Genomic DNA, 21354 nt, shown 5'->3' with positions numbered 1-21354 from the left:
GGACCGAAGGGAAGGACATCATGGAAGGCGCACGCCCCGTCAGGGCTCCGCGCGGCACCGAGCTGACCGCTCAGGGCTGGCCGCAGGAGGCCGCGCTGCGGATGTTGCAGAACAACCTCGACCCCGAGGTCGCCGAGCACCCCGACGACCTGGTCGTCTACGGCGGCACCGGCCGCGCCGCCCGCGACTGGCGCTCATTCGACGCGATGGTGCGCACGCTGCGCGGGCTGAAGGCCGACGAGACGATGCTCGTCCAGTCCGGCCGGCCGGTCGGCGTGATGACCACTCACGAGTGGGCGCCGCGGGTGCTCATCGCCAACTCCAACCTGGTCGGCGACTGGGCCACCTGGGAGGAGTTCCGCCGGCTTGAGGCGGCGGGGCTCACGATGTACGGCCAGATGACCGCCGGTTCCTGGATCTACATCGGCACGCAGGGCATCCTGCAGGGCACGTACGAGACGTTCGCCGCGGTCGCGGCCAAGAGGTTCGGCGGCTCGCTGGCCGGGACGATCACGCTCACGGCCGGGCTCGGCGGGATGGGCGGAGCCCAGCCGCTGGCCGTCACGATGAACGGCGGCGTGGCCATCTGCGTCGAGTGCGACCCGTCCCGCATCCAGCGCCGGCTCGACCACGGCTACCTCGACGTGCGCGCCGACGACCTGGAGCACGCGCTGCGGCTGGCCACCGAGGCCCGCGACGCCCGCCGCCCGCTGTCCATCGGGCTGCTCGGCAACGCCGCCGACGTGCTGCCGCGGATGCTCGCCGAGGGCGCCCCGATCGACGTCGTGACCGACCAGACCAGCGCCCACGACCCGCTGGCCTACCTGCCGCTCGGGGTCGCCTTCGAGGACATGGCGGCCGAGCGGGACAAGGACCCGGCCGGCTTCACGCGGCGGGCCCGCGAGTCGATGGCCCGGCACGTGGAGGCCATGGTGGGCTTCCAGGACGCGGGGGCGGAGACGTTCGACTACGGCAACTCCATCCGCGGCGAGGCCCGGCTGGCCGGATACGCGCGGGCCTTCGACTTCCCCGGGTTCGTGCCCGCCTACATCAGGCCGCTGTTCTGCGAGGGCAGGGGCCCGTTCCGGTGGGCCGCGCTGAGCGGCGACCCGGCCGACATCGCCGCCACTGACCGCGCGATCCTTGACCTGTTCCCTGACAACGAGCCGCTGGCCCGCTGGATCCGGCTGGCCGGGGAGAAGGTGCAGTTCCAGGGGCTGCCGGCGCGGATCTGCTGGCTCGGATACGGCGAGCGCGACCGGGCGGGCGAGCGCTTCAACGCCATGGTGGCCTCGGGCGAGCTCAAGGCCCCGGTCGTGATCGGCCGCGACCACCTGGACTGCGGCTCGGTGGCCTCGCCCTACCGCGAGACCGAGGGCATGCGCGACGGCTCCGACGCGATCGCCGACTGGCCGCTGCTCAACGCGATGGTGAACGTGGCCTCGGGCGCGTCGTGGGTGTCGATCCACCACGGCGGCGGGGTCGGCATCGGCCGTTCCATCCACGCCGGGCAGGTGACCGTGGCCGACGGCACGGCGCTGGCCGGGGAGAAGATCCGCCGCGTGCTGACCAACGACCCGGGCATGGGCGTCATCCGGCACGTGGACGCCGGATACGAGCGGGCCGAGGAGGTCGCCCACGACAGCGGCGTACGCGTGCCCATGCGGGAGTCGTGATGCCGGCCTCGTTCGGGGAGATGTGGGCGGAGCTGCTGCCGGTGGGGCGGCACGCCGGCTCCGGCGGATACCGGCGCTACGCCTGGACCGGGGCGGACGCCGAGTGCCGCGACTGGTTCCGCGAGCAGGCGGCGGCCCGCGGGCTGGCCTACGAGGTGGACCGCAACGGCAACCAGTGGGCCTGGCTCGGCGACCCGGCGGCCGGGGACGCGGTGGTGACCGGCTCGCACCTGGACTCGGTGCCCGACGGCGGGGCGTTCGACGGGCCGCTCGGCGTGGTGTCGGCGTTCGCCGCGCTCGACGGGCTGCGGGCGCGCGGCGCGCGGCCCACCCGGCCGGTCGCCGTGGTGAACTTCGGTGACGAGGAGGGCGCCCGGTTCGGGGTGGCCTGCGTGGGTTCGCGGCTGGCCACCGGGCGGCTCACCCCCGAGCAGGCCGCCGGGCTGCGGGACGCCGACGGGGTGTCGCTGCCCCAGGCGATGGAGCGGGCCGGCTACGACCCGGCGGCGATCGGCCCGGACGACGAACGGCTGGCCCGCGTCGGCGTCTTCGTCGAGCTCCACGTCGAGCAGGGCCGCCATCTCGGCGACACCGCGTCCCCGGTGGGCGTGGCCTCGGCGATCTGGCCGCACGGGCGCTGGCGGTTCGACTTCCGTGGCGAGGCCAACCACGCCGGCACCACCCGGATGGAGCACCGGCGCGACCCGATGCCCGCCTACGCCGCGACCGTGCTGGCCGCGCGGGAGCACGCCGCCTCGGCGGGGGCGCTGGCCACGTTCGGGAAGCTGAGCGTGGCGCCCAACGGCGTCAACGCCGTCCCGAGCCTGGTGCGGGCCTGGCTGGACGCCCGCGCGGCCGACGAGCCCACGCTCGGCCGGGTGGTCGGCGCGATCGAGCGCTCGGCCCGGGAGCACGCCGCCAGGGAAGGGGGCGAGGTGGAGCTCGTCCGCGAGTCGTTCACGCCGGTGGTGGACTTCGCGCCCGCCCTGCGCGACGAGCTGGTCAGGCTGCTGGCCGCGCGGCAGCCGTACGAGGTTCCGGTGCTGCCGACCGGAGCGGGGCACGACGCGGGGATCCTGGCCGCGAAGGTGCCCGCCGCGATGCTGTTCGTCCGCAATCCGACGGGTGTCTCCCACTCCCCCGCCGAGCACGCCCGCGAGGACGACTGTGTGGCCGGGGTGGAGGCGCTCACCGACGTGCTGGCGGGGCTGGCGTGCCGGTGACGTACTGGGCCGAGCACGCCTGGACCGGCGGCGCGGTCGTGTCCGGGGTCGTCATCGAGACGGCCGGGGAGCGGATCGCGGCCGTGCGGCCGGGGGTGCCCACACCGCCGCCCGGGGCGGAGCGGCTGGCGGGCCTGACCCTGCCGGGGCTGGCCAACGCGCACTCGCACGCCTTCCACCGGGCCCTGCGCGGCTTCGTCCAGCGTGGCTCCGGCACGTTCTGGACCTGGCGCGAGACCATGTACGGCGTGGCCGCCCGCCTCGACCCCGACTCCTACCTGGAGCTGGCGCGGGCGGTCTACGCGGAGATGGCGCTGGCCGGGATCACCTGCGTGGGCGAGTTCCACTACCTGCACCACGCGCCGGGCGGCCGGCCGTACGCGGACCCGAACGCCATGGGTGAAGCGCTGATCGAGGCGGCGGCGCGGGCCGGGATCCGGATCACCCTGCTGGACACCTGTTACCTGTCGGCCGGTTTCGGCGCGCCGCCGGAGCCGCACCAGCTCCGCTTCAGCGACGGCGACGCGGCGGCGTGGGGCGCGCGGGCGGCGGCGCTGAAGGAGCGGCCGCACGCCCGGATCGGCGCGGCCGTGCACTCGGTGCGCGCGGTGCCGGCCGGCCAGATCGCGCCGGTCGCGGAGTGGGCCGCCGAGCGGGAGGCGCCGCTGCACGTCCACCTGTCCGAGCAGCCCGCCGAGAACGAGGCGTGCCTGGCAGCCCACGGTCTCACCCCCACCGGCCTGCTGGCCGAGCGGGGAGCGCTCGGCCCCCGCACGTCCGCGGTCCACGCCACCCACCTCACCGGCGCGGACATCGGGCTGCTCGGCGGCTCGGGCACCACCGTCTGCATGTGCCCCACCACCGAACGGGACCTGGCCGACGGCATCGGCCCCGCCGCCGACCTGGCAAAGGCCGGGTCCGCGCTGAGCCTGGGCAGCGACAGCCACGCCGTCGTGGACCTGTTCGAGGAGGCGCGGGCCATGGAACTGGACGAGCGGCTGCGAACCCGGCGGCGCGGCCACTGGAGCGCCGCCGCGCTGCTGCGGGCCGCCACCCGGGACGGGCACGCGTCGCTGGGCTGGCCCGAGGCGGGCCGGATCGAGGCCGGCGCGCTGGCGGACTTCGCCACCGTGGCGCTCGACTCGGTGCGCACGGCCGGGCCGCCGCCGTCGCTCGGCGCGGAGACCGCGGTGTTCGCGGCGACCGCCGCCGACGTGCGCCACGTCGTGGTGGGCGGGCGGACGGTCGTACGCGACGGCGTCCATCCGGCCGCCGGCGACGTGCCGGGGGCGCTCGCCCGCGCCATTGACCACCTCGTCACCTCCTGAAGGGAAGACCGCCTCTCATGTCCGTCGCCATCACCGGCATCGGCAGCCTGCTGACCAACGATCCCGAGCTGGGCACGATCACGGACGCCGCCGTCGTGTTCGACGGCGACCGGGTGGCCTGGGCCGGGCCCGCCGCCCGGGTCCCGGCAGCCGACGAGCGGGTGGACGCGGGTGGCCGGGCCGCGCTTCCCGGTTTCGTCGACTCGCACTCGCACCTGGTGTTCGCCGGTGACCGTACCGCGGAGTTCAACGCCCGGATGTCGGGGCGGCCGTACACGGCCGGCGGCATCCGCACCACCGTGGCCGCCACCCGCGCCGCCACCGACGCCGACCTGTCCGCCAACGTCGCCCGCTACGTGCGGGAGGCCCTGCGTCAGGGGACGACCACGATCGAGTGCAAGTCCGGCTACGGGCTGACGGTCGAGGACGAGGAGCGCTCGCTGCGGATCGCGGGCGAGCACACCGACGAGGTCACCTACCTGGGCGCGCACGTGGTGCCACCGGAATACGCCGAGGACCCGGACGCCTACGTGGCGCTCGTCACCGGCCCCATGCTGGAGGCGTGCGCCCCGCACGCCCGCTGGGTGGACGTCTTCTGCGAGCGCGGCGCCTTCGACGGCGACCAGGCCCGCGCCGTGCTGGCCGCGGGGGTGAAGGCCGGGCTGGTCCCGCGCGTCCACGCCAACCAGCTCGGGCCCGGGCCTGGCGTGCGGCTCGCCGTGGAGCTGGGAGCTGCCTCGGCCGACCACTGCACCCATCTCGACGACGCCGACGTGGACGCGCTCGCGAGCGGCTCGACGGTGGCGACGCTGCTGCCGGGCGCGGAGTTCTCCACCCGGTCGCCGTACCCGGACGCGCGCCGCCTGCTCGACGCCGGCGTGACGGTGGCGCTGTCCACCGACTGCAACCCGGGGTCGAGCTTCACCAGCTCGATGCCGTTCTGCGTGGCGGTCGCCGTACGGGAGATGGGCATGACCCCGGACGAGGCGGTCACCGCCGCCACGCTGGGCGGTGCCAGGGCGCTGCGGCGCGAGGACGTGGGCCGCCTCTCCCCCGGCTGCCGCGCCGACCTGGTGCTGCTCGACGCGCCGAGTCACGTCCACCTCGCCTACCGCCCTGGGGTGCCGCTGGTGTCGGCCGTGTGGCGCGCCGGCGTCCGCCTGCCCCTCTGACCGGGTCCGCTTACAGGGCCTGGACCAGGGCCACGATCACCGACGTCAGCGCGACCGGCCCCATCACGGCCACCGACACCACGGTCGCCCTGCTGCCGGGGAGCAGCCGGGCGAGCAGGTGCGCGGCGGCGCGTCGCGCGGGACCGGCGCCGGGCAGGACGAACAGCCCCAGCGTGAACGCGCCCGCGGCCAGCGACTCCGCGTGGCTGGGGCTGAGGACGTCGGCCGCGTGCAGGAGGCCCGCCGTGACGGTGCCGAACGCCAGCGCCAGGACCAGGTGGCCGACCGTCATGAGCGCGGTCACGAGCAGGGTCCGCCGGTCGTCGGCGAAGTAGTGGGCGCCGGCGTGGAACGCCAGCCAGATCGCCGCCGCCAGCAGGCCCACGCCGACCGGCACGACGACGGTCGCCGCCATCAGCGTCACGAGCAGCAGCACCCCGACGAACCCGCTGCCGGCCAGGAACCGCCGGAGCTCGAAGGGCTGCCTCGGGGCCGGGGCCGGGCGGCGCTCCTCCTGCCGGGTGGGGGCCAGGGCGGGCGGCCGGTCCTCCTGGCGGGTCGGCGCCAGGGCGGGCGGCCGGTCGCGCTGACCGTAGGCGACCGGCGGCAGCAGGTCGGAGACCAGGTCCATGGTCAGCGTACGCTCCACGAGCCTCCTGAGCCCGCCCTGGCGGGCCGCCGGATCGAGCGCCCCGACCATCCGCAGCAGCTCCCCGGCGCTCGGCCGGGCCGCCGGATCGACCTGCAGCGCCCGGCTCAGCCAGTCGCGCAGCCACGCCGGCGCCCGGTCGAGCTGCGCCCGCCCCTCCATCGTGTTGAAGCAGACCGCCTCGAACGACCCCGTCCCGAACGGGGGCCGCCCCGTGGCGGCGAAGAACACCGTCGAGGCCAGCGCGTGCACGTCGGCCGCCTGGGTGATCTCCGAGGCCCGGATGATCTCCGGCGCCAGGTAGCCCGGCGTGCCGACGATCATCCCGGTCTGGGTCAGCCGGGACGCGTTCACCAGGTGCGCGATGCCGAAGTCGATGACCAGCGGCTCCCCGTCCACCAGCATGACGTTGGACGGCTTGAGGTCCCGGTGGATCACGCCGGCCGCGTGGATGTTCACCAGCGCCTGGCAGAGCCCGCGGGCGAGCCTGACGATCTCGTCCGGCGCCATCGGGCCCTGGGCCAGCACGGTGTCCTCCAGCGTGCGGCCCGCGGCGAACCGGGTCACCACGTACGGCCGGTCGCCGGCCAGCTCGGCGTCGATCACCTGGGCCACGTACGGGCTGCGGACCCGCCGCATGGTCTCCACCTCACGGGACAACCGGTCGCGCGCCTTGAGATCGGCGGCCACGTGCGGGTGCAGCACCTTGATCGCGACTTCCCGGCCCCCGCCGTCGAGCCCCAGGTGAACGACTCCCATGCCGCCCTCGCCGATCTTCCCGATCACCCGGTACGGGCCGAGATGCTCCTGCGTCTGAGCGCTCATCCCCGACGTCATCCTCCGTGGCTCTTCCTGGGCCGCCGCGCTCGCCCGCGCACCGGCCCGGACATCATCCCGTAGTCCTTCCTTGCCCTGCACAGTAAGCAACGATGAGCGCGAGCGCGCGGCAAGCCGCCGGTCGGAGAAGAGATTACGCGAGCCGCGAGTGCCGCCGGCCGTAGGCGAAGTAGACGACCGCACCCACCGCGAACCAGACGGCGAAGCGCAGCCACGTCACCGGGTCCAGGAAGGTGATCAGCCAGATCGAGAAGATCACTCCGATGGCCGGCACCACCGGCATGCCCGGCGTGCGGAACGTTCGCGGCAGGTCGGGCCGGCGGTGGCGGAGCACGATCACCGCCACGCACACGACCACGAAGGCCAGCAGGATCCCGATGTTCGTCAGCTCGGCCGCCTCGCGGATGGGCAGGAACCCGGCGATCCCCGCCGAGGCCGCGCCCACGATCCAGGTGACCCGCGTGGGCACCCGCCGTACCGGGTGCAGCCTGGCGAACCACCCGGGCAGCAGCCCGTCCCGGCTCATCGAGAACCAGACCCGGGTGACGCCGAGCATGAACGTGAACATGACCGTGAGGATGCCCACGATGGCCCCCACCGCGATCACGGAGGCCAGCCCGGACAGGCCGGCCGCGGCGAAGGCCGAGGAGAAGCCGCTCTCCGGGTCGATCCGCCGGTAGTTCTGCATGCCGGTGAGCACGAGCGTGGCCAGCACGTACAGGACCATGGAGATGGCCAGCGAGTAGACGATCGCCCTGGGCATGTGCCGCCGCGCGTCGCGCGACTCCTCGGCCGCGGTGCTCATCGCGTCGTAGCCGAACACCGCGAAGAACACGGTGGCCGCCCCGGTGACCGCGCCGCCGAAGCCGTACGGGAAGAAGGGCGTGTAGTTGGCCGGGTCGATGTGGAAGAAGCCGACCACGACCACCAGCAGCACGACGGCGACCTTGACGGCCACCACGAACGTCTCGGCCCTGGCCGCGGTGCGGATGCCGAGGTTCAGCAGGAAGGCGATGAGCAGGCACAGCAGCACCGCGAACAGGTCCACCACGTGCCCCGCGCCGGTGCCGGGCGCGCCGAGCATCCACGCGGGCAGCGAGACGCCGAGCCCTTGGACGAGGAAGCCGAAGTAGCCGGAGATGCCGATGGCCACCACGGCGACGATCGCGGTGTACTCCAGGAGCAGGTCCCAGCCGATGAACCAGCCGACGATCTCTCCCAGCACCGAGTACCCGTAGGTGTAGGCGGACCCGGCCTTCGGGATCAGGCCCGCGAACTCGGCGTAGGAGAAGGCCGCGGCGACGCTGGCGATCCCCGCGATGAGGAACGACACCAGCACCGCCGGCCCGGCGGTCTCGTTGGCGACCGCCCCGGCCAGGGTGAAGATGCCCGCCCCGATGATCCCGCCCACGCCGATGGCGGTGAGCTGCCAGAGGCCGAGCGACCTGGACAGGTCTCCCTCGTGCTCGGTGGCGATCTGGTCCACGGGCTTGCGCCGGAAGACACTGCGCGAACCGACCATGACACCCCCACCGATCGCTCATCCGCCCGTGCGTCCACTTTGCCCTCCCGGCACGCGCCCAGTCCTCCGACACGACGCGCCACCTCGGACCAGGCGCCTCACCGGTCAGGGCCTGCGGGCGGCGAAGCCCCAAGGGCGTCAGGGCCGTGGTGGGTGATGGAATGGCGGCCGATCCGCCAGGTGCCGCCGTCGGCGCAGGCCCCGCGCAGTCCGTCCAGGGTGCCGGGGCCGGCCAGGCGCAACGTCTCGATGCCGCCGATCGAGGCGAAGGCGAAGGTCCGCGCCGGGTCCCAGGCGGTGCTGTGCCGCAGGCGGCGGCTCATCCCTGCCCACCCAGGGGCGGCGCCCGCGACCACCCAGGCATCGGGGTCGCCCGCGGCGAAGCGGGTGGCCGGGCGCAACCAGGAGGCCGCCTCCTCCGGCCAGGTGACGACCGCCAGGATGTGCCCGCCACGGCCCTCCCATGCTTGGGCGAACGCTTGGACGGCCGCGGTCGAGGCGGCGTCGCGCCCGTGGCCGAGCGTGACGGTCTCGACCCGGGGCCGCCGCCCGGTGAGCAGGTCCACCAGCGTGGCCACTTCGGCCTCGGTGTGCCTGGGCGGGGCCGGGTCGTGGGCCTGGGCCGCATCGAGGGCTTGGGGGTCCTTCCAGTGGGCGTACTCGTCCGGCAGGCATACCGCGCACGGCCGGTAGCCGGCGGCGAGCGCGGTGGTCTCGTCGGCGAAGAAGACCCGTTGCCGCTGGTAGCCGCCGCGGGCGAGGGCACGCAGGGCCGAGGGGCAGTCCAGCCGCCCGTACAGGCGGCCCCGCCGGTGACCGCCCAGCGCCCCGGGGGTCGGACTCGGGTACGGGCGGCCGTCCGGGCCGGTCAGCGTGTACATGGAGCCGGGCGTGTCGACAGGAACTCCTCACGGGTCGGGTGGCTCGCCCTCCACCAGGTATAGCGCCACGCGGGCCGCCGGCTCCGGCGGTATTCGGACGTCGCGCCGAGCCCGGGAGACCGAGACCTGGGCGCGGCGGACGCGCGTCGCCCCTAATGGCGGACGCGGTAGCGCAGGTGCAGCACCCGGTCGCCCTGGATCACCACGTGCGGGTCGTCGAGCAGGTGCTGGGCGTCGACCGACCCGAAATACCGCTTGCCCGAGCCGAAGACCACCGGTACGACGTCCATCGCCACCTCGTCCACCAGGCCGAGGGCGAGCGCCTGCCCGCCCAGGTCGCCCGCCGCGACGCCGACCGTGCGCTCGCCCGCGAGCTCCTTGGCCCTCGCGACCGCCTCCGCCACGCCGTCGACGAAGTGGTACGAGGCCTCCGGGTGCCACCCCTCGGGCTTGGACCGGTGCGACACCACGACGACGTGGTCACCGGCCGGCGGCCTGCCCTCCCAGCCGTTGGTGGTGTCGAACAGGTGGCGCCCGATCACCAGGCACCCGAGTCCCGCCCAGATGGGCCGGACGTAGTCGGCGGAGACCTTGGAGACCCGCCCCACGCCTTGGCCGAGCTCGACGTCGCCGTTGCCGTACCAGTCGAACAGCGGGCCGACCTGGTCGTCCAGGTCGGCGATGAAGCCGTCCACCGATACGACGTTGTGCATCACCACGTTGCCCATCACATCTCCTTGGTGTCCCGAGGGTTCGATCTCGTCAGGTTGTCGTCTCACGGACGCGTCGATCGGGGGCGGCCCGGATCGACATCTCCCGCGAAGCATTTATCCGGCGCTTTTTCCGGGCCCGGCCGGAGAAACTCGTGAGCGCAATGTAATGGGCCGGTCGCGGGCCCGGACGCTCAATTAACGAAATCTGTCAAGCTATCTGGACGGAGTCAGTTCGGGCGCATATTTTCGGGGGGCCGGTATCTAGGCACCCTCGCAAAAGGCAGGAGCACCATGAACCATCAGCCTTCGCAGGACCAGGGACTCACTCGACGTCAGGCACTCGCGGGAGCGGCGGCCGTCGGCGGCACACCGCTCATCATCGGAGCGGCGGCGGCTCCGGCATCGGCCTCGGCGGCAACCGGAAACGGCGGCCACGCACCCGCCGCCGAATTACGCCGCATGCTGCGCGAGATAAGCGCCCAGAACATCAGGCGGACCGTTTTGAAGCTGGTCTCGTTCGGCACCCGGAACACCCTTTCCGCGCAGGACGACCCCACCCGTGGCATCGGCGCCGCCAGGGACTGGCTGTTCGAGGAGTTCAAGAAGGCTGCGGCGCCGTCCGGCGGCCGGATGACCGTGGAGCTGCAGTCCTTCGTCCAGCCGGCCCAGCCCCCGCGTTACCCGCAGCCGACCCCGGTCACCAACGTCGTGGCGACGCTGCACGGCACCCAGACCGAGTCGGCCGCCCGTACCTACGTGGTGAGCGGCCACTACGACTCGATGCCCACCGGGGTCACCGACTTCACCAGCGACGCGCCGGGGGCCAACGACGACGCCTCCGGCGTGGCCGCCGTACTGGAGATGGCCAGGGTGATGGCGACCCGGACGTTCGACGCGACCATCGTGTTCATGGCCGTCGCCGGCGAGGAGCAGGGCCTGTGGGGGTCCACCTACTTCGCCCAGCAGGCCAAGCAGGCCAATCGCAACATCGCCGGCATGTTCACCAACGACATCATCGGCAGCTCCGTGGGGCAGAACGGCATCCGCGACCCGCGCACCGTGCGGATCTTCGCCGAGGGGCTGCCCTCGACCCCGGCGCCGGCCGAGGCCGACTGGCGGCGGTACGGCGGCGGCGAGACCGAGTCGCTCGCCCGCCAGCTCGCCAGGTACGTCAAGGAGGTCGCCGAGAACGACGCCACCCGCATGAAGGTGATGATGGTCTACCGCCGTGACCGGTTCGGCCGGGGCGGTGACCACATCCCGTTCCTGGAGCGGGGCTACGCCGCGGCGCGGTTCACCGAGACCAACGAGGACTGGCGCCACCAGCACCAGAACGTCCGGGTGGAGAACGGCGTGCAGATCGGCGACCTGCCCGAGTTCTGCGACTTCGACTACATCGCCCGGGTGGCCCGGGTGAACGCCATCTCGCTCGCCTCCCTGGCGCTCGCCCCGGCCGCGCCCGGCGGCACCGTGATGGACAGCAGCGGCTTCGACACCGACACCACGCTCACCTGGATCGCCAACACCGAGCCCGACCTGGCCGGCTACGAGGTCGTGATGCGGGCCACGACCGACCCGGAATGGACGAAGACCATCGAGGTCGGCAACGTCACCACGGTCTCACTGAAGAACATCTTCAAGGACAACTACTTCTTCGGCGTACGGGCGGTCGACAAGGCGGGTAACCGCAGCCCCGTCAGCTTCCCCGGCCGCGCCTAGCGGACCGGCCGCTTCCAGCCGACCGGACGGACCCGTACGGCGGGCGCTGCCCCGGCACCGCCCGCCGTGAACCGAGGTCACGAGGCGCGCCGCGCCGTTCCCGTCATTCGGGTACAAGCGGTTCGGTGTCCGGTGGCACCGGCGTAAGGAGGATCTCGCGCAGGAGGGTGCGCGCGGCCGGGGTGAGGGGGCGGGTCGCGTCCCAGTGCACCGCCACCCGCCGGCCGCCGGGCGCGTCGAGGCGGCGCACCCGCACGCCGCGGGTGTCGGCCGTGGCCACGGCCAGCCGGTTGGTGACACCGATCCCGAGGTTGGCGCGTACCAGGGAGATCAGCGTCTGCGGCTGGTTGGTGGCCTGTACGGCCTCCGGCTCGAAGCCCTGCTCCCGGAACGCCTGGTAGGTCTCGAAGCCGAGCTCCTCCGACGAGCCCAGCCGGCCGATCGTGATCAGCGGGAACGCCGCCACGGCGGCCACCGGCAGCGGGTCGGGTAAGTCCGCCAGCGGGTGATCGGGAGGGTGCACGACCGCGAGCGTCTCGCGCCACAGCGGCCGCCTCCGCCGGACCGGCCAGCAGTGGGCCCAGCGCGAGCGCGCCGCCCATGCCGGCGCCGAGTCGCAGGATGTTACGTCGAGAGACAGCGTCAACGGCCACGTGACCCCCAGCCAGTCCATGTCTTATCGGCCTGACCAAACGGTAGGTAGCGGTGTGATCCGTGTTAAGGGCGTCTTTTCGATGACACTATTCGGCATCGGAATACTGGCGACCCACCCCGGACAGCGACTCTCATAAAGAACTAGACACCTATCACTTTAGTGATCTACCGTGGGCCTCGTGATCGAATTCCATCTCGACCGCCGTGCCGGCCTGGCACCGTACCTGCAGCTCGTGCAGCAGGTGGAGCAGGCGCTGCGCCTCGGCCTGCTCCTTCCAGGAGACCAGCTGCCGACCGCGAAGAGCGTCGTGTCCGCCCTCGGCATCAACTCCAACACCGTTCTCAAGGCCTACCGCGAGCTGGAACACGCCGGACTGGTCGAGGTCCGGGCCGGCGTGGGCACGTTCGTCCAGGCCGGGACGCCCCCGGCCGCCGTGCCCGACCACCCGCGCCTGCGCACCCGGCTGGCCACCTGGATGGTGGCGGCCCGCGACGCGGGGCTGGCCGCCGAGGACGTGCGCGCGCTCGTCAGCACGACGCTCCGCGAGGTGTACGGGGCGCAGGAGCGTTCCGCATGAGCGTTCCCGCGGTGCTCGTGACGGAGGCCGGCCGGCGCTACGGGCGGCGGTGGGCGTTACGCCACTGCTCGCTGGCCGTGCCGGCGGGGCGCGTGGTGGGCCTGATCGGGCCCAACGGCGCGGGCAAGACCACCTTGTTGCGCCTCCTGGCCGGCCTGCTGGGGCCCAGCGAGGGCGAGGTCCGCGTGTTCGGGCGCTCCCCCACCGACCCGGCGGGCCTGCCGACGGTGGCGTTCCTCCCGCAGGACAAGCCGCTCTACAACCGGTTCACCGTGACCGAGCTCATCCGGTACGCCCGCGAGCTCAACCCCCGCTTCGACGCGGCCTTCGCGCGCTCGCGCCTGGACGGCCTGGGGATCGAGCCGGGCATCCGGGCCGGGCAGCTCTCCGGCGGCCAGCGGGCGCAGGTGGCGCTGACCCTCGCGCTGGCCAAGGGCGCCGACCTGGTGATCCTCGACGAGCCGGTGGCCAACCTGGACCCGCTCGGCCGCCACGACGTGATGCGCGACCTCATGACGGTGACGGAGGAACGCGGCCTGACCGTCGTCCTGTCCTCGCACGTGCTGTCGGACCTGGAGGACGCCTGCGACTATCTCGTCCTCCTCCAGGGCGGCCGCGTCCAGCTGGCCGGCGAGGTGGACGACGTCCGGGCCTCGCACGTCGCGCTCAACGGCCCCGCCGACCTGGCCGGAGCCCTCGACGAGGGGCCCCACACGGTGGTCGCGCGAGGGGGCAGGGGCCGGCAGGCGACCGCGCTGGTACGGCTGGCCGGTCCGCACCTCGATCCCCGCTGGATCGCCAGGGAGCCTGGCCTGGAGGAGATCGTGCTGGCCTACCTCCGCAATCCCGAGGTCTCCGCGCTGCCGAAGGTGGTGGCGGCATGATCTGGGTGGCCTGGCGGCAGGCCAGGGGCGCGGCGCTGGGCCTGGCCGGGATCCTCGCGGCCTACGGCGTCCTGGCCGGGGTCGAGCGGTGGCGGGCGCCCTCGCTCGACGGCCTCACGGCGGGGCTCTCGCCCTACCTGCTGGTGTTCATCGCCCTGCTGCTCGGCGCGCCGCTGCTGGCCCGCGAGTACGAGCAGGGAACGCACGAGCTGGCCTGGACCCAGTCGGTCACCCGCCGGCGCTGGCTGGCGCTGCGGCTGGGCATGCACGTGGGGCTGGCGGTGAGCGCCTCCGTCGTGATGCAGACGTTGCTGAACGCGGTCGTCGGCGTTCGCCCGGCCACGATTCCCGTGCCCGGCACCGACTACTTCCTGGGCCATGGCTTCGTGCCGTACGCGCTGGCCGTGTTCACCGTCGTCGCCGCGGCGACGCTCGGGGCCGTCCTGCGGCGGCTCCTGCCGACGGTCGGTGGCGCCATCGCGGTCGTCCTGGCGGTCACGGGCCTGCTGGACGTGGTCCGGTTCGGCGACACCGGCTGGGCCGCCCGCTTCTGGCCGGCCCAGCTCGTCATGAGCGCCGCGCTGCTGGCCCTGGCCGGCGGGCTCGCCGCCGTCTGCTTCCGGCTGGCGGAGGGGCGCTCATGAAGGCGTTTCCGTGGCCGGTGGGGGGCCGTACGAAACCGCGCCTCTACCTGTGGTTGTGGGCGCTGGCGCTGGCCGGCCTCATCGCCGTCAACCTGCACCTGGTGGACCGGACGGTCGCATGGGCCTCGGCCCCGGCCGACTTCCGGCTTTCGCTGCCGGCGCCGTCGGGCCCGCACAAGGTCGGTACGGCGGTGCTGCGGCTCGTCCAGGACGACCGGCCCGATCCGTGGCGGTCAGGACGGCCCCGCGAGATCCTGCTCCAGCTGTGGTATCCGACCGCCGAAGCCGGTGCGCCAGCCGCCTATCTCGGCGAGGCGGCGGCCCGGCACATGGCGGCCCGCTACGGCTTCCCGCCGGCGGCGCTGGCGAACCTGCCCACCCACGCCTCCCTGGGCGCCCCGGTGGCGGCGGGTCGCCGGCCCGTGCTGCTGTTCTCGCCCGGTGACGGCGGCAACCGTACCGACAACACGGCCCTGACGCAGGAGCTGGCCAGCCACGGGTACGTGGTGGTGGCGCTGGACCATCCCGGCGACGGCCTGGAGGTGCAGCGGCTCGACGGGTCGCTGATCGAGCGTTCGAAGCCGGAGCCGGCCGATCCGGATGCCGCGCCCCACCTGTCGGCCGGGCCACAGGTGGCGGTCCGGGTGGCCGACCTGCGCGCGGTGCTGGACGCGCTGGCCCGGCCTGACCGTTTCCAGGGGCGGGTGCCCGCCGGTCTCGCCACGGCCCTCGACCTGGGCCGGGTCGGCGCCTTCGGCCACTCGCTCGGCGGCGCGACCGCCGCCCAGGCCGCGGCCGAGGATCCGCGCGTCGACGCCGCCGCCGACCTCGACGGGCTGGTCGCCGGGCCGGTCGCGACCAAGGGCCTGGACAAACCCTTCCTGATCCTGCGCTCTCCCTGGCACACGCCGGAGCGCGACCCGAGCTGGGCGACGTTCCTGCCGGCGTTGCGCGGCTGGCACCGCGTCATCTCCGTCACCGGGGCCGGCCACTACGCCTTCGCGGACCTGGGACTGTGGGCCGCGCGGGCCCGGCTGGACCTGCGCATGGGCCGCGACACCTGGGCGACGAACTTCGGCGACAGGCCGGGGCCGGAGGCGACGGCCGTCATCCGGCAGGCGCTGGTCGGCTTCTTCGACAGCCGGCTGCGCGGCGCTCCCGTGCCGCCGATCCTGGATCGGGAGGCCATCTAACCGCCGAACGCCTGGTCATGGGCGCCCGTTTCCCGGCCGGGCCCGGCGGCGGGCTCCAGGAAGTCCTGGATCTCCCGGGTCTGGGCGGGAAGCAGGTGTCCGGCCTCGGGAAGGAGCCGTACGTCGGCGTGCGGGAGGAGGCGGGCGAGGCGGCGGCGGGTGTCATAGGAGTCGAGCAGCGCGTCCCGGCCGCCGACGACCACGAGCAGGGGCACGTCCAGCCCGCGCAGCGCCTCGTCCCCGAAGACCGGCACCTTGCCCCTGCGGGACCGGAAGTGCCTGTGGACCAGCAGCGCGAACTCGCCCAGCCCCTCCGCCACCGTGCCGCCCGGTGGGACGCGGGCGGCCGGGCCGAGGATCCGGCGCATCGCGCGGCGGCGGCCACCCTCACCGAGCAGCGTCAGCGGGAGCGCGCCCAGCAGGGGCAACCATCGCTGCCGGCCGAGGCCGCTGGGGCAGAGCAGCGCGAGCCGTTCCACCCGCCCCGGCCGCCGGACGGCGTAGTCGAGGGCCAGCCATCCGCCGAGCGAGACGCCGACGATCGAGGCCCGCGCCACCCCGAGCCCGGCCAGCACGTCGTCGAGCCAGCACGCGTACGCGTCCGAAGCGAGCGGCGGCCGGGCCGGCGCGCTCAGCCCCGGCTCGCCGATCATGTCCACTGCGTACACCCGGAAGTGCCGGGCCCAAGTGGCCATGTCGCCCAGCCACATGGCGCTGTTGGCCCCTGACCCGTGCAGGAGCAGCAGCGCCGGCGCGTCCGCCGACCCGGAGGCCACCACGAACGTCTCGCCCCGCGCCGTCGGCACGCGCACGTGCTCGCCCGCCACCGGCCACCGGCCGAGCAGGTCCCGGTAGTGCCGCTCGACGGCCTGGGCGCCCGCGCTCGTCGAGTAGATGCCGCTCATATCACTCTCTAACGCTCCCTGTAGTAGGAATATTAGAGAGCTTAAGGGAGTGAAGCATCCCTCCATGTCGGGCGGTGGCGGCAAGGGGATCCACGGCGTAGCGTTGATCCGTTCCGGGCTCTCGCCCAATTCAGGCAAGATTCACATGTGTGATGATCACCCGGGGGGCGGACGGCACTGGGGGGACATGACGGCTTCCTAGCCTGCGGGGGTTGTCACCTCTGGAGGACCAATGATCTCCCGCGCAAGCCTCGGCGCCATGCTCGCCGCCGCCTTCGCCACGGTCATCACGACCGCCGTCGTGCCGCCCGCCGTCTCCGCGCGGACGAACCAGGCCGCGACCCCGGCGACTGCCACCGCGTCGGCCAGTAAGACCCGGATGAACGAGATCCAGTTCATGGGCGCCCACAACGCCTACCACCGTGAGCTGCAGGGGGCCGAGCTGGCCCAGGCGCTCAGGATGGACCCCACATACCCGTCGTGGGGTTTCTACTCGCACGCGTCCATCGCCGACCTGCTCGGCCGGCAGCACGTACGAGCCGTGGAACTGGACCTGCTGCCCGACCCCGACGGCGGTCTCTACCGTTACCCGCTCGTCCGCAAGCTGGCCGGACTCGGCCCGGTCGAGGACCCGGCCATGGCCGCCCCCGGCATGAAGGTCATGCACGTCGCCGACCTGGACGTCAACTCCACCTGCCGGACCTTCGTGTCCTGCCTCCAGCAGGTGAGGAAGTGGTCGAAGGCCCACCCCGAGCACGTGCCGGTCATCCTGCAGCTGGAGCTCAAGGAGACCGACAACCGTCTCGAGCAGGCGGGCGGCGCGGTCAGCCCGCCGTGGGACCGCGCGCTGCTGGACGGCATCGACCAGGAGATCCGCTCGGTGTTCTCCGAGTCGCAGCTGATCACCGCCGACGACCTGCGCCGGCCCGGCCTGACGCTGGAGCAGTCGATCCTCAAGTACGGCTGGCCGGACCTCGACTGGGCACGCGGCAAGGTGATGTTCTTCTTCGACAACGGCGGCCCCGGCACGATCCGCGACATGTACCTCGACGGGCACCCCAGCCTCCAGGGCCGCGCGGTCTTCACCCGAGGCAACCCCGGCGACGCCGACGCTGCGATCACGATGGTCAACGACCCGCGCGGCGCCAACGAGGCGACCATCCGCGACCTGGTCAAGCGCGGCTACTTCGTCCGCACCCGCTCGGACGAGCCGCTGCAGTCGGTCATCGACGAGGACTTCGCCCGGGTCCAGACCGCCCTGGCCAGCGGCGCGCAGATGGTGACGACGGACTTCCCGAGCGTCGGCATGGCCGCCCGCTACGACAGCGACTTCGTGGCCGAGCTTCCCGGCGGGCGCGTGGTGCGCTGCAACCCGGTGAGCGCGCCGCGCAACTGCCGCGACGACCGGCTGGAGCCCACCTCCTCCCGCTGACACACCCCGAGAGGCGGCCGTCCGGATGCGGGCGGCCGCCTCTTCGCATGCGGCGCCATATTTCGGCCCTAAAGAGAAACTTTCATACTCCTGTCCGCGAATTCGGTGGGTCGCATCGAACCGTTAACCAGGATGGACGGGTCAACAGGCTCTTCACAGCCCGTCGAGGCACGTTGACAACCCGACAGGACGACGCCGATACTTTCGCCGACATGCCGATAGTTTCTGCGTGACGCCCCGCCAGCCTGCATGAGGAGGAAGCACGCACATGAACGGCGAACCCGCCCACCCCGAACGCCTCAGACGCGGCAGCACCAGGCTGTTCGCCGGCCGTGTCTGCACCCTGGCCGTGACGCTGGTCGTGGCCGTCGCGATGTTGCCCGGCATCGCCAGCGCGGCCCCCATCACCAGCAACCAGACCGGCAACAACAACGGATACTTCTATTCGTTCTGGACCGACAGTCCCGGATCGGTCTCCATGGAGCTGGGCTCCGGCGGAAATTACAGCACCGTCGCCGGCAAGGGCTGGAGCACCGGCGGACGCAGGAGCGTGAGCTATTCGGGCAGCTTCAGTCCGTCGGGCAACGCGTACCTGGCGCTCTACGGGTGGACCAGGAACCCGCTCGTGGAGTACTACGTCGTCGACAACTGGGGCACCTACCGGCCCACGGGGACGTACAAGGGCACGGTGACCACCGACGGCGGCACGTACGACGTCTACCAGACGACGCGCTACAACGCCCCCTCCATCGAGGGCACGAGGACCTTCAACCAGTACTGGAGCGTCCGGCAGTCGAAGAAGACGGGCGGAACCATCACCACCGGCAACCACTTCGACGCGTGGGCCCGTTACGGCATGAGCCTGGGCAGCCACGACTACATGATCCTCGGGACCGAGGGATACCAGAGCAGCGGCAGCTCCAACATCACGATCGGCGGCTCCGGCTCGGGCCCCGGCCCCAGCCCCGGCGGCTGCACCGCTTCCCTGAGCGCCGGCCAGCAGTGGAGCGACCGCTACAACCTCAACGTCGCGGTCAGCGGATCGAGCAACTGGACTGTGACGATGAACGTGCCGTCCCCTGCGCGGGTCATCGCCACCTGGAACATCAGCGCGAGCTACCCCAGCGCCCAGGTGCTGACCGCCAGGCCCAACGGCAGCGGCAACAACTGGGGGGTGACGATCCAGCACAACGGCAACTCGACCTGGCCGACGGTCTCCTGCAGCGCCGGCTGACCTCCGAACGCCCGCAACACCGCACCCCTGTGGCGCGGCGGCCCCCGACCGCCGCGCCACACGCACGTTCCAGCTCGCCCGTGAGGACGAGCCTCTGTTTCGTGAACCTCCTGTCCCGCGCCGTTGCCAATGGGCTGCGACGGCGCGGTGATCCCGCCGGGCAGCCGGCAAGATCACGCGGGATTCGCCGGCCCGCCAATGCTCCCATCGCCCGGGTGGCGTGCTGTTTGTCGGGTTTGTGCCAGAAACCCGACACACGGTTGTCCGGAAATTTCGTAATAGCGCGTACGAAATGATTACCGCTCCGCTTTGATGGTCGTGGGCTCGGCCGGGCACAGCGGCCGGGCATACCGACGGCCCGGGTTCGGAGCCGTCGACGGGGATGATCAAGCCGGCCAGGTGCCGTACCGGCGCGGGCCGACGACGATTGGAGCAATGTGCGAAGAGGATTTTCCCTGCTCACAGCCGCTTTCGTGGTGGCGGCAGGGCTTTTACCCCTGTCCACGGCCGCGAACGCGGCCGCCGCACCGCCCGCTGCCGCGGAGACCGGGAAGCGCGGCATCACCTGGGCGCCCTGTGAAGAGGAGCCGGAGGCCGAATGCGGCACGGTGGCCGTGCCGATCGACTGGTCCAGGCCGTGGGGCCCGACCGTCGACCTGGCGCTGGCCCGGCGCAAGGCCACCGATCCCGCGGCCCGGGTCGGGTCCCTGCTGGTCAACCCGGGCGGCCCCGGCGGCTCCGGCGTGGAGATGGCCTACGCCGCTCCCGGCCAGTTCACCGAGGAGTTGCAGCGGCACTTCGACATCGTCGGCTTCGACCCGCGCGGCGTGGGCCGCAGCCATCCGGTGATCTGCTCGGCGTCGGTGTACAACCAGATGCCGCACGCGGTCATGACCAGCCAGGCCGACTTCGACCGGTGGACCGCGTACACCAAGAAGCTGCGCGCGGACTGCCGCGCCCGTACCGGTCCCCTGTACGACCACGTCGACTCGGTCAACGTCGCCCGTGACATGGATGCCATCCGCGCCGCCCTCGGCGAGGAGAAGCTGACGTTCTACGGCGTCTCGTACGCCACGCTGATGGGCCAGATGTACGCCGAGCTGTACCCGCACCGCGTCCGGGCACTCGCCCTGGACAGCAACATGGACCACAGCCTGAACGTCAAGGACTTCCTCGACACCGAGGCCGCGGCGGTCGAGGACGCGTTCGACCAGTTCGTCGGCTGGTGCGACCAGGAGCCCAGCTGTGCCCTGCACGGCCGGGACGTCCGGGCCGTGTGGGCGGGGCTGCGCGCCAAGGCGCGGGCCGGCGAGCTGTACTACCCGGGCGTCCCCGACCGCCCGATGACCGAGGTGCAGGTGCTCTGGCAGGGCGTGCTGGGCACCGAAGGCCCCGCCTGGCAGCTTCTGAGCGAGATGCTGAACGCCCTGGACGGCGGCCCGCCGCCGTCGTGGGTCCCGCCGCTGCCCGGCCGGCAGCCCGTGTCGGGCGAGGTCGCGGAGTTGCCCACCGCCATCCTCTGCCAGGACTACAACCTGCGGGTGCGCGACTACGACGAGTACGCCGCGCTCATGCGCAGCTCCAACCGCCTGGCCCCCGACATGAGCTACAACCCGATGCCGATCGAGGACCTGCCGGTCTGCCTCAACCACCCCACCACCAACCCGCAGCACCGGCTGCGCTACACCGGCAGTGCCCCGCTGCTGCTGGGCAACTCGCTGCACGACCCCTCCACCCCGCACATCTGGTCGGCCAACGTCGCCCGCCAGCTCGGCCCGAAGGCGACGCTGCTCACCTATGAGGGCTGGGGTCACCGCATCTACGGCAAGGACAGGTGCAGCACGGAGCCCATCGACGCGTACCTGATCTCGCTGACGGTGCCGCCGCCGGACTTCCGCTGCCAGGTGGGCACTGTCGCGAGCCTGCTGAAGAACCGATCCGAGCAGTGGCCCACGGACCGGCTCCCCTGGTCGGGCCCCGCCGCGACTCCGGTCGTAAGCCCGGCCGTGACCGCCCGCTGACGTCCGGCCCGGCGCCGGCGTGACAGCCGGCGCCGGGCCGCGGCGTGACGGTACGCGCACCCGGCCCCACCAGGCGTCCCCGGGCGGTG

Annotated in this window: 18 protein-coding genes; 12 read left to right on the top strand and 6 right to left on the bottom strand. The window is 72.8% G+C overall.

Translation table 11 applies throughout. The annotated features are described in order from the left end of the window. The first annotated feature begins 20 nt into the window (after window positions 1-20). From hutU to hutI, 4 genes are read left to right on the top strand one after another with little or no spacing between them, the layout of a single operon-like run. Window positions 21-1676: a urocanate hydratase gene (gene hutU, locus BLS95_RS02800; protein WP_090928774.1), complete on the top strand. Its 1656-nt coding sequence runs from the start codon at window positions 21-23 to the stop codon at window positions 1674-1676. Further along, entirely contained in the window at window positions 1676-2899 is a 1224-nt protein-coding gene (locus BLS95_RS02795; RefSeq protein WP_090928771.1) for an allantoate amidohydrolase, read from the top strand. Before hutU ends, BLS95_RS02795 begins: the two co-directional genes overlap by 1 nt. Continuing rightward, window positions 2890-4227 carry a formimidoylglutamate deiminase gene (locus tag BLS95_RS02790; protein WP_090928768.1) on the top strand — a complete coding sequence of 446 codons (1338 nt, stop codon included), beginning with the start codon at window positions 2890-2892 and terminating at the stop codon, window positions 4225-4227. The genes BLS95_RS02795 and BLS95_RS02790 overlap by 10 nt, the downstream gene beginning before the upstream one ends. 17 nt (window positions 4228-4244) lie before the next feature. Then, entirely contained in the window at window positions 4245-5399 is a 1155-nt protein-coding gene (gene hutI, locus BLS95_RS02785; RefSeq protein WP_090928765.1) for an imidazolonepropionase, read from the top strand. Between the two features lie 10 nt (window positions 5400-5409). Here hutI and BLS95_RS02780 read toward each other — a convergent pair whose 3' ends face one another. The 4 genes from BLS95_RS02780 to BLS95_RS02765 form a co-directional block, all read right to left on the bottom strand. Next, window positions 5410-6873 (bottom strand): serine/threonine-protein kinase, encoded by a 1464-nt coding sequence (locus BLS95_RS02780; RefSeq protein WP_090928762.1) that lies wholly within the window; start codon window positions 6871-6873, stop codon window positions 5410-5412. A 145-nt stretch (window positions 6874-7018) separates the two neighbouring features. Then, window positions 7019-8407, bottom strand: a complete 1389-nt coding sequence (locus BLS95_RS02775) for an amino acid permease (RefSeq protein WP_090928759.1) — start codon at window positions 8405-8407, stop codon at window positions 7019-7021. 98 nt (window positions 8408-8505) lie between these two features. Next, window positions 8506-9288, bottom strand: coding sequence for an Ada metal-binding domain-containing protein (locus BLS95_RS57545; RefSeq protein WP_090928757.1), 783 nt, complete (start codon window positions 9286-9288; stop codon window positions 8506-8508). A gap of 152 nt (window positions 9289-9440) precedes the next feature. Next, window positions 9441-10016 (bottom strand): dihydrofolate reductase family protein, encoded by a 576-nt coding sequence (locus tag BLS95_RS02765; RefSeq protein ID WP_090928754.1) that lies wholly within the window; start codon window positions 10014-10016, stop codon window positions 9441-9443. Window positions 10017-10292: 276 nt separating this feature from the next. Here BLS95_RS02765 and BLS95_RS02760 point away from each other — a divergent pair, with 276 nt between their 5' ends. Continuing rightward, window positions 10293-11720 carry a M20/M25/M40 family metallo-hydrolase gene (locus BLS95_RS02760; protein WP_090928752.1) on the top strand — a complete coding sequence of 476 codons (1428 nt, stop codon included), beginning with the start codon at window positions 10293-10295 and terminating at the stop codon, window positions 11718-11720. Between the two features lie 103 nt (window positions 11721-11823). Here the strand turns inward: BLS95_RS02760 and BLS95_RS02755 are convergent, their stop codons facing one another. Further along, window positions 11824-12393: a LysR family transcriptional regulator substrate-binding protein gene (locus tag BLS95_RS02755; RefSeq protein WP_090928749.1), complete on the bottom strand. Its 570-nt coding sequence runs from the start codon at window positions 12391-12393 to the stop codon at window positions 11824-11826. 160 nt (window positions 12394-12553) lie between these two features. Here BLS95_RS02755 and BLS95_RS02750 point away from each other — a divergent pair, with 160 nt between their 5' ends. Genes BLS95_RS02750 through BLS95_RS02735 form a run of 4 tightly spaced genes read left to right on the top strand, consistent with a single transcriptional unit; the run spans window position 12554 to window position 15673 of the window. After that, window positions 12554-12952, top strand: coding sequence for a GntR family transcriptional regulator (locus tag BLS95_RS02750; protein WP_090929192.1), 399 nt, complete (start codon window positions 12554-12556; stop codon window positions 12950-12952). Next, window positions 12949-13836, top strand: coding sequence for an ABC transporter ATP-binding protein (locus BLS95_RS02745; protein WP_090928747.1), 888 nt, complete (start codon window positions 12949-12951; stop codon window positions 13834-13836). Before BLS95_RS02750 ends, BLS95_RS02745 begins: the two co-directional genes overlap by 4 nt. Continuing rightward, window positions 13833-14480, top strand: a complete 648-nt coding sequence (locus BLS95_RS02740) for a hypothetical protein (RefSeq protein ID WP_090928745.1) — start codon at window positions 13833-13835, stop codon at window positions 14478-14480. Before BLS95_RS02745 ends, BLS95_RS02740 begins: the two co-directional genes overlap by 4 nt. Then, window positions 14477-15673 (top strand): alpha/beta hydrolase family protein, encoded by a 1197-nt coding sequence (locus BLS95_RS02735; protein ID WP_090928742.1) that lies wholly within the window; start codon window positions 14477-14479, stop codon window positions 15671-15673. The genes BLS95_RS02740 and BLS95_RS02735 overlap by 4 nt, the downstream gene beginning before the upstream one ends. Here BLS95_RS02735 and BLS95_RS58875 read toward each other — a convergent pair. Next, window positions 15670-16578, bottom strand: coding sequence for an alpha/beta fold hydrolase (locus BLS95_RS58875; RefSeq protein WP_090928741.1), 909 nt, complete (start codon window positions 16576-16578; stop codon window positions 15670-15672). The two genes, BLS95_RS02735 and BLS95_RS58875, sit on opposite strands and share 4 nt — an antisense overlap. A 232-nt stretch (window positions 16579-16810) precedes the next feature. Here BLS95_RS58875 and BLS95_RS02725 point away from each other — a divergent pair, with 232 nt between their 5' ends. The 3 genes from BLS95_RS02725 (at window position 16811) to BLS95_RS02715 (ending at window position 21265) form a co-directional block, all read left to right on the top strand. Further along, on the top strand, window positions 16811-18010 hold the full coding sequence (locus BLS95_RS02725) for a phosphatidylinositol-specific phospholipase C1-like protein (protein WP_218135557.1): 1200 nt from the start codon (window positions 16811-16813) through the stop codon (window positions 18008-18010). Window positions 18011-18278: 268 nt separating this feature from the next. Then, window positions 18279-19244: a glycoside hydrolase family 11 protein gene (locus BLS95_RS02720; protein ID WP_090928738.1), complete on the top strand. Its 966-nt coding sequence runs from the start codon at window positions 18279-18281 to the stop codon at window positions 19242-19244. A 437-nt stretch (window positions 19245-19681) separates the two neighbouring features. Further along, window positions 19682-21265, top strand: coding sequence for an alpha/beta fold hydrolase (locus tag BLS95_RS02715; protein WP_090928735.1), 1584 nt, complete (start codon window positions 19682-19684; stop codon window positions 21263-21265). Window positions 21266-21354 lie beyond the last annotated feature (89 nt).

Origin of the sequence: Nonomuraea jiangxiensis (genome assembly GCF_900099965.1) — a bacterium.
In the GTDB taxonomy this organism is placed as follows: domain Bacteria; phylum Actinomycetota; class Actinomycetes; order Streptosporangiales; family Streptosporangiaceae; genus Nonomuraea; species Nonomuraea jiangxiensis.
The sequence above is the reverse complement of the archived record's forward strand: the minus strand, read 5'-3'. Positions and strand labels throughout refer to the sequence as shown.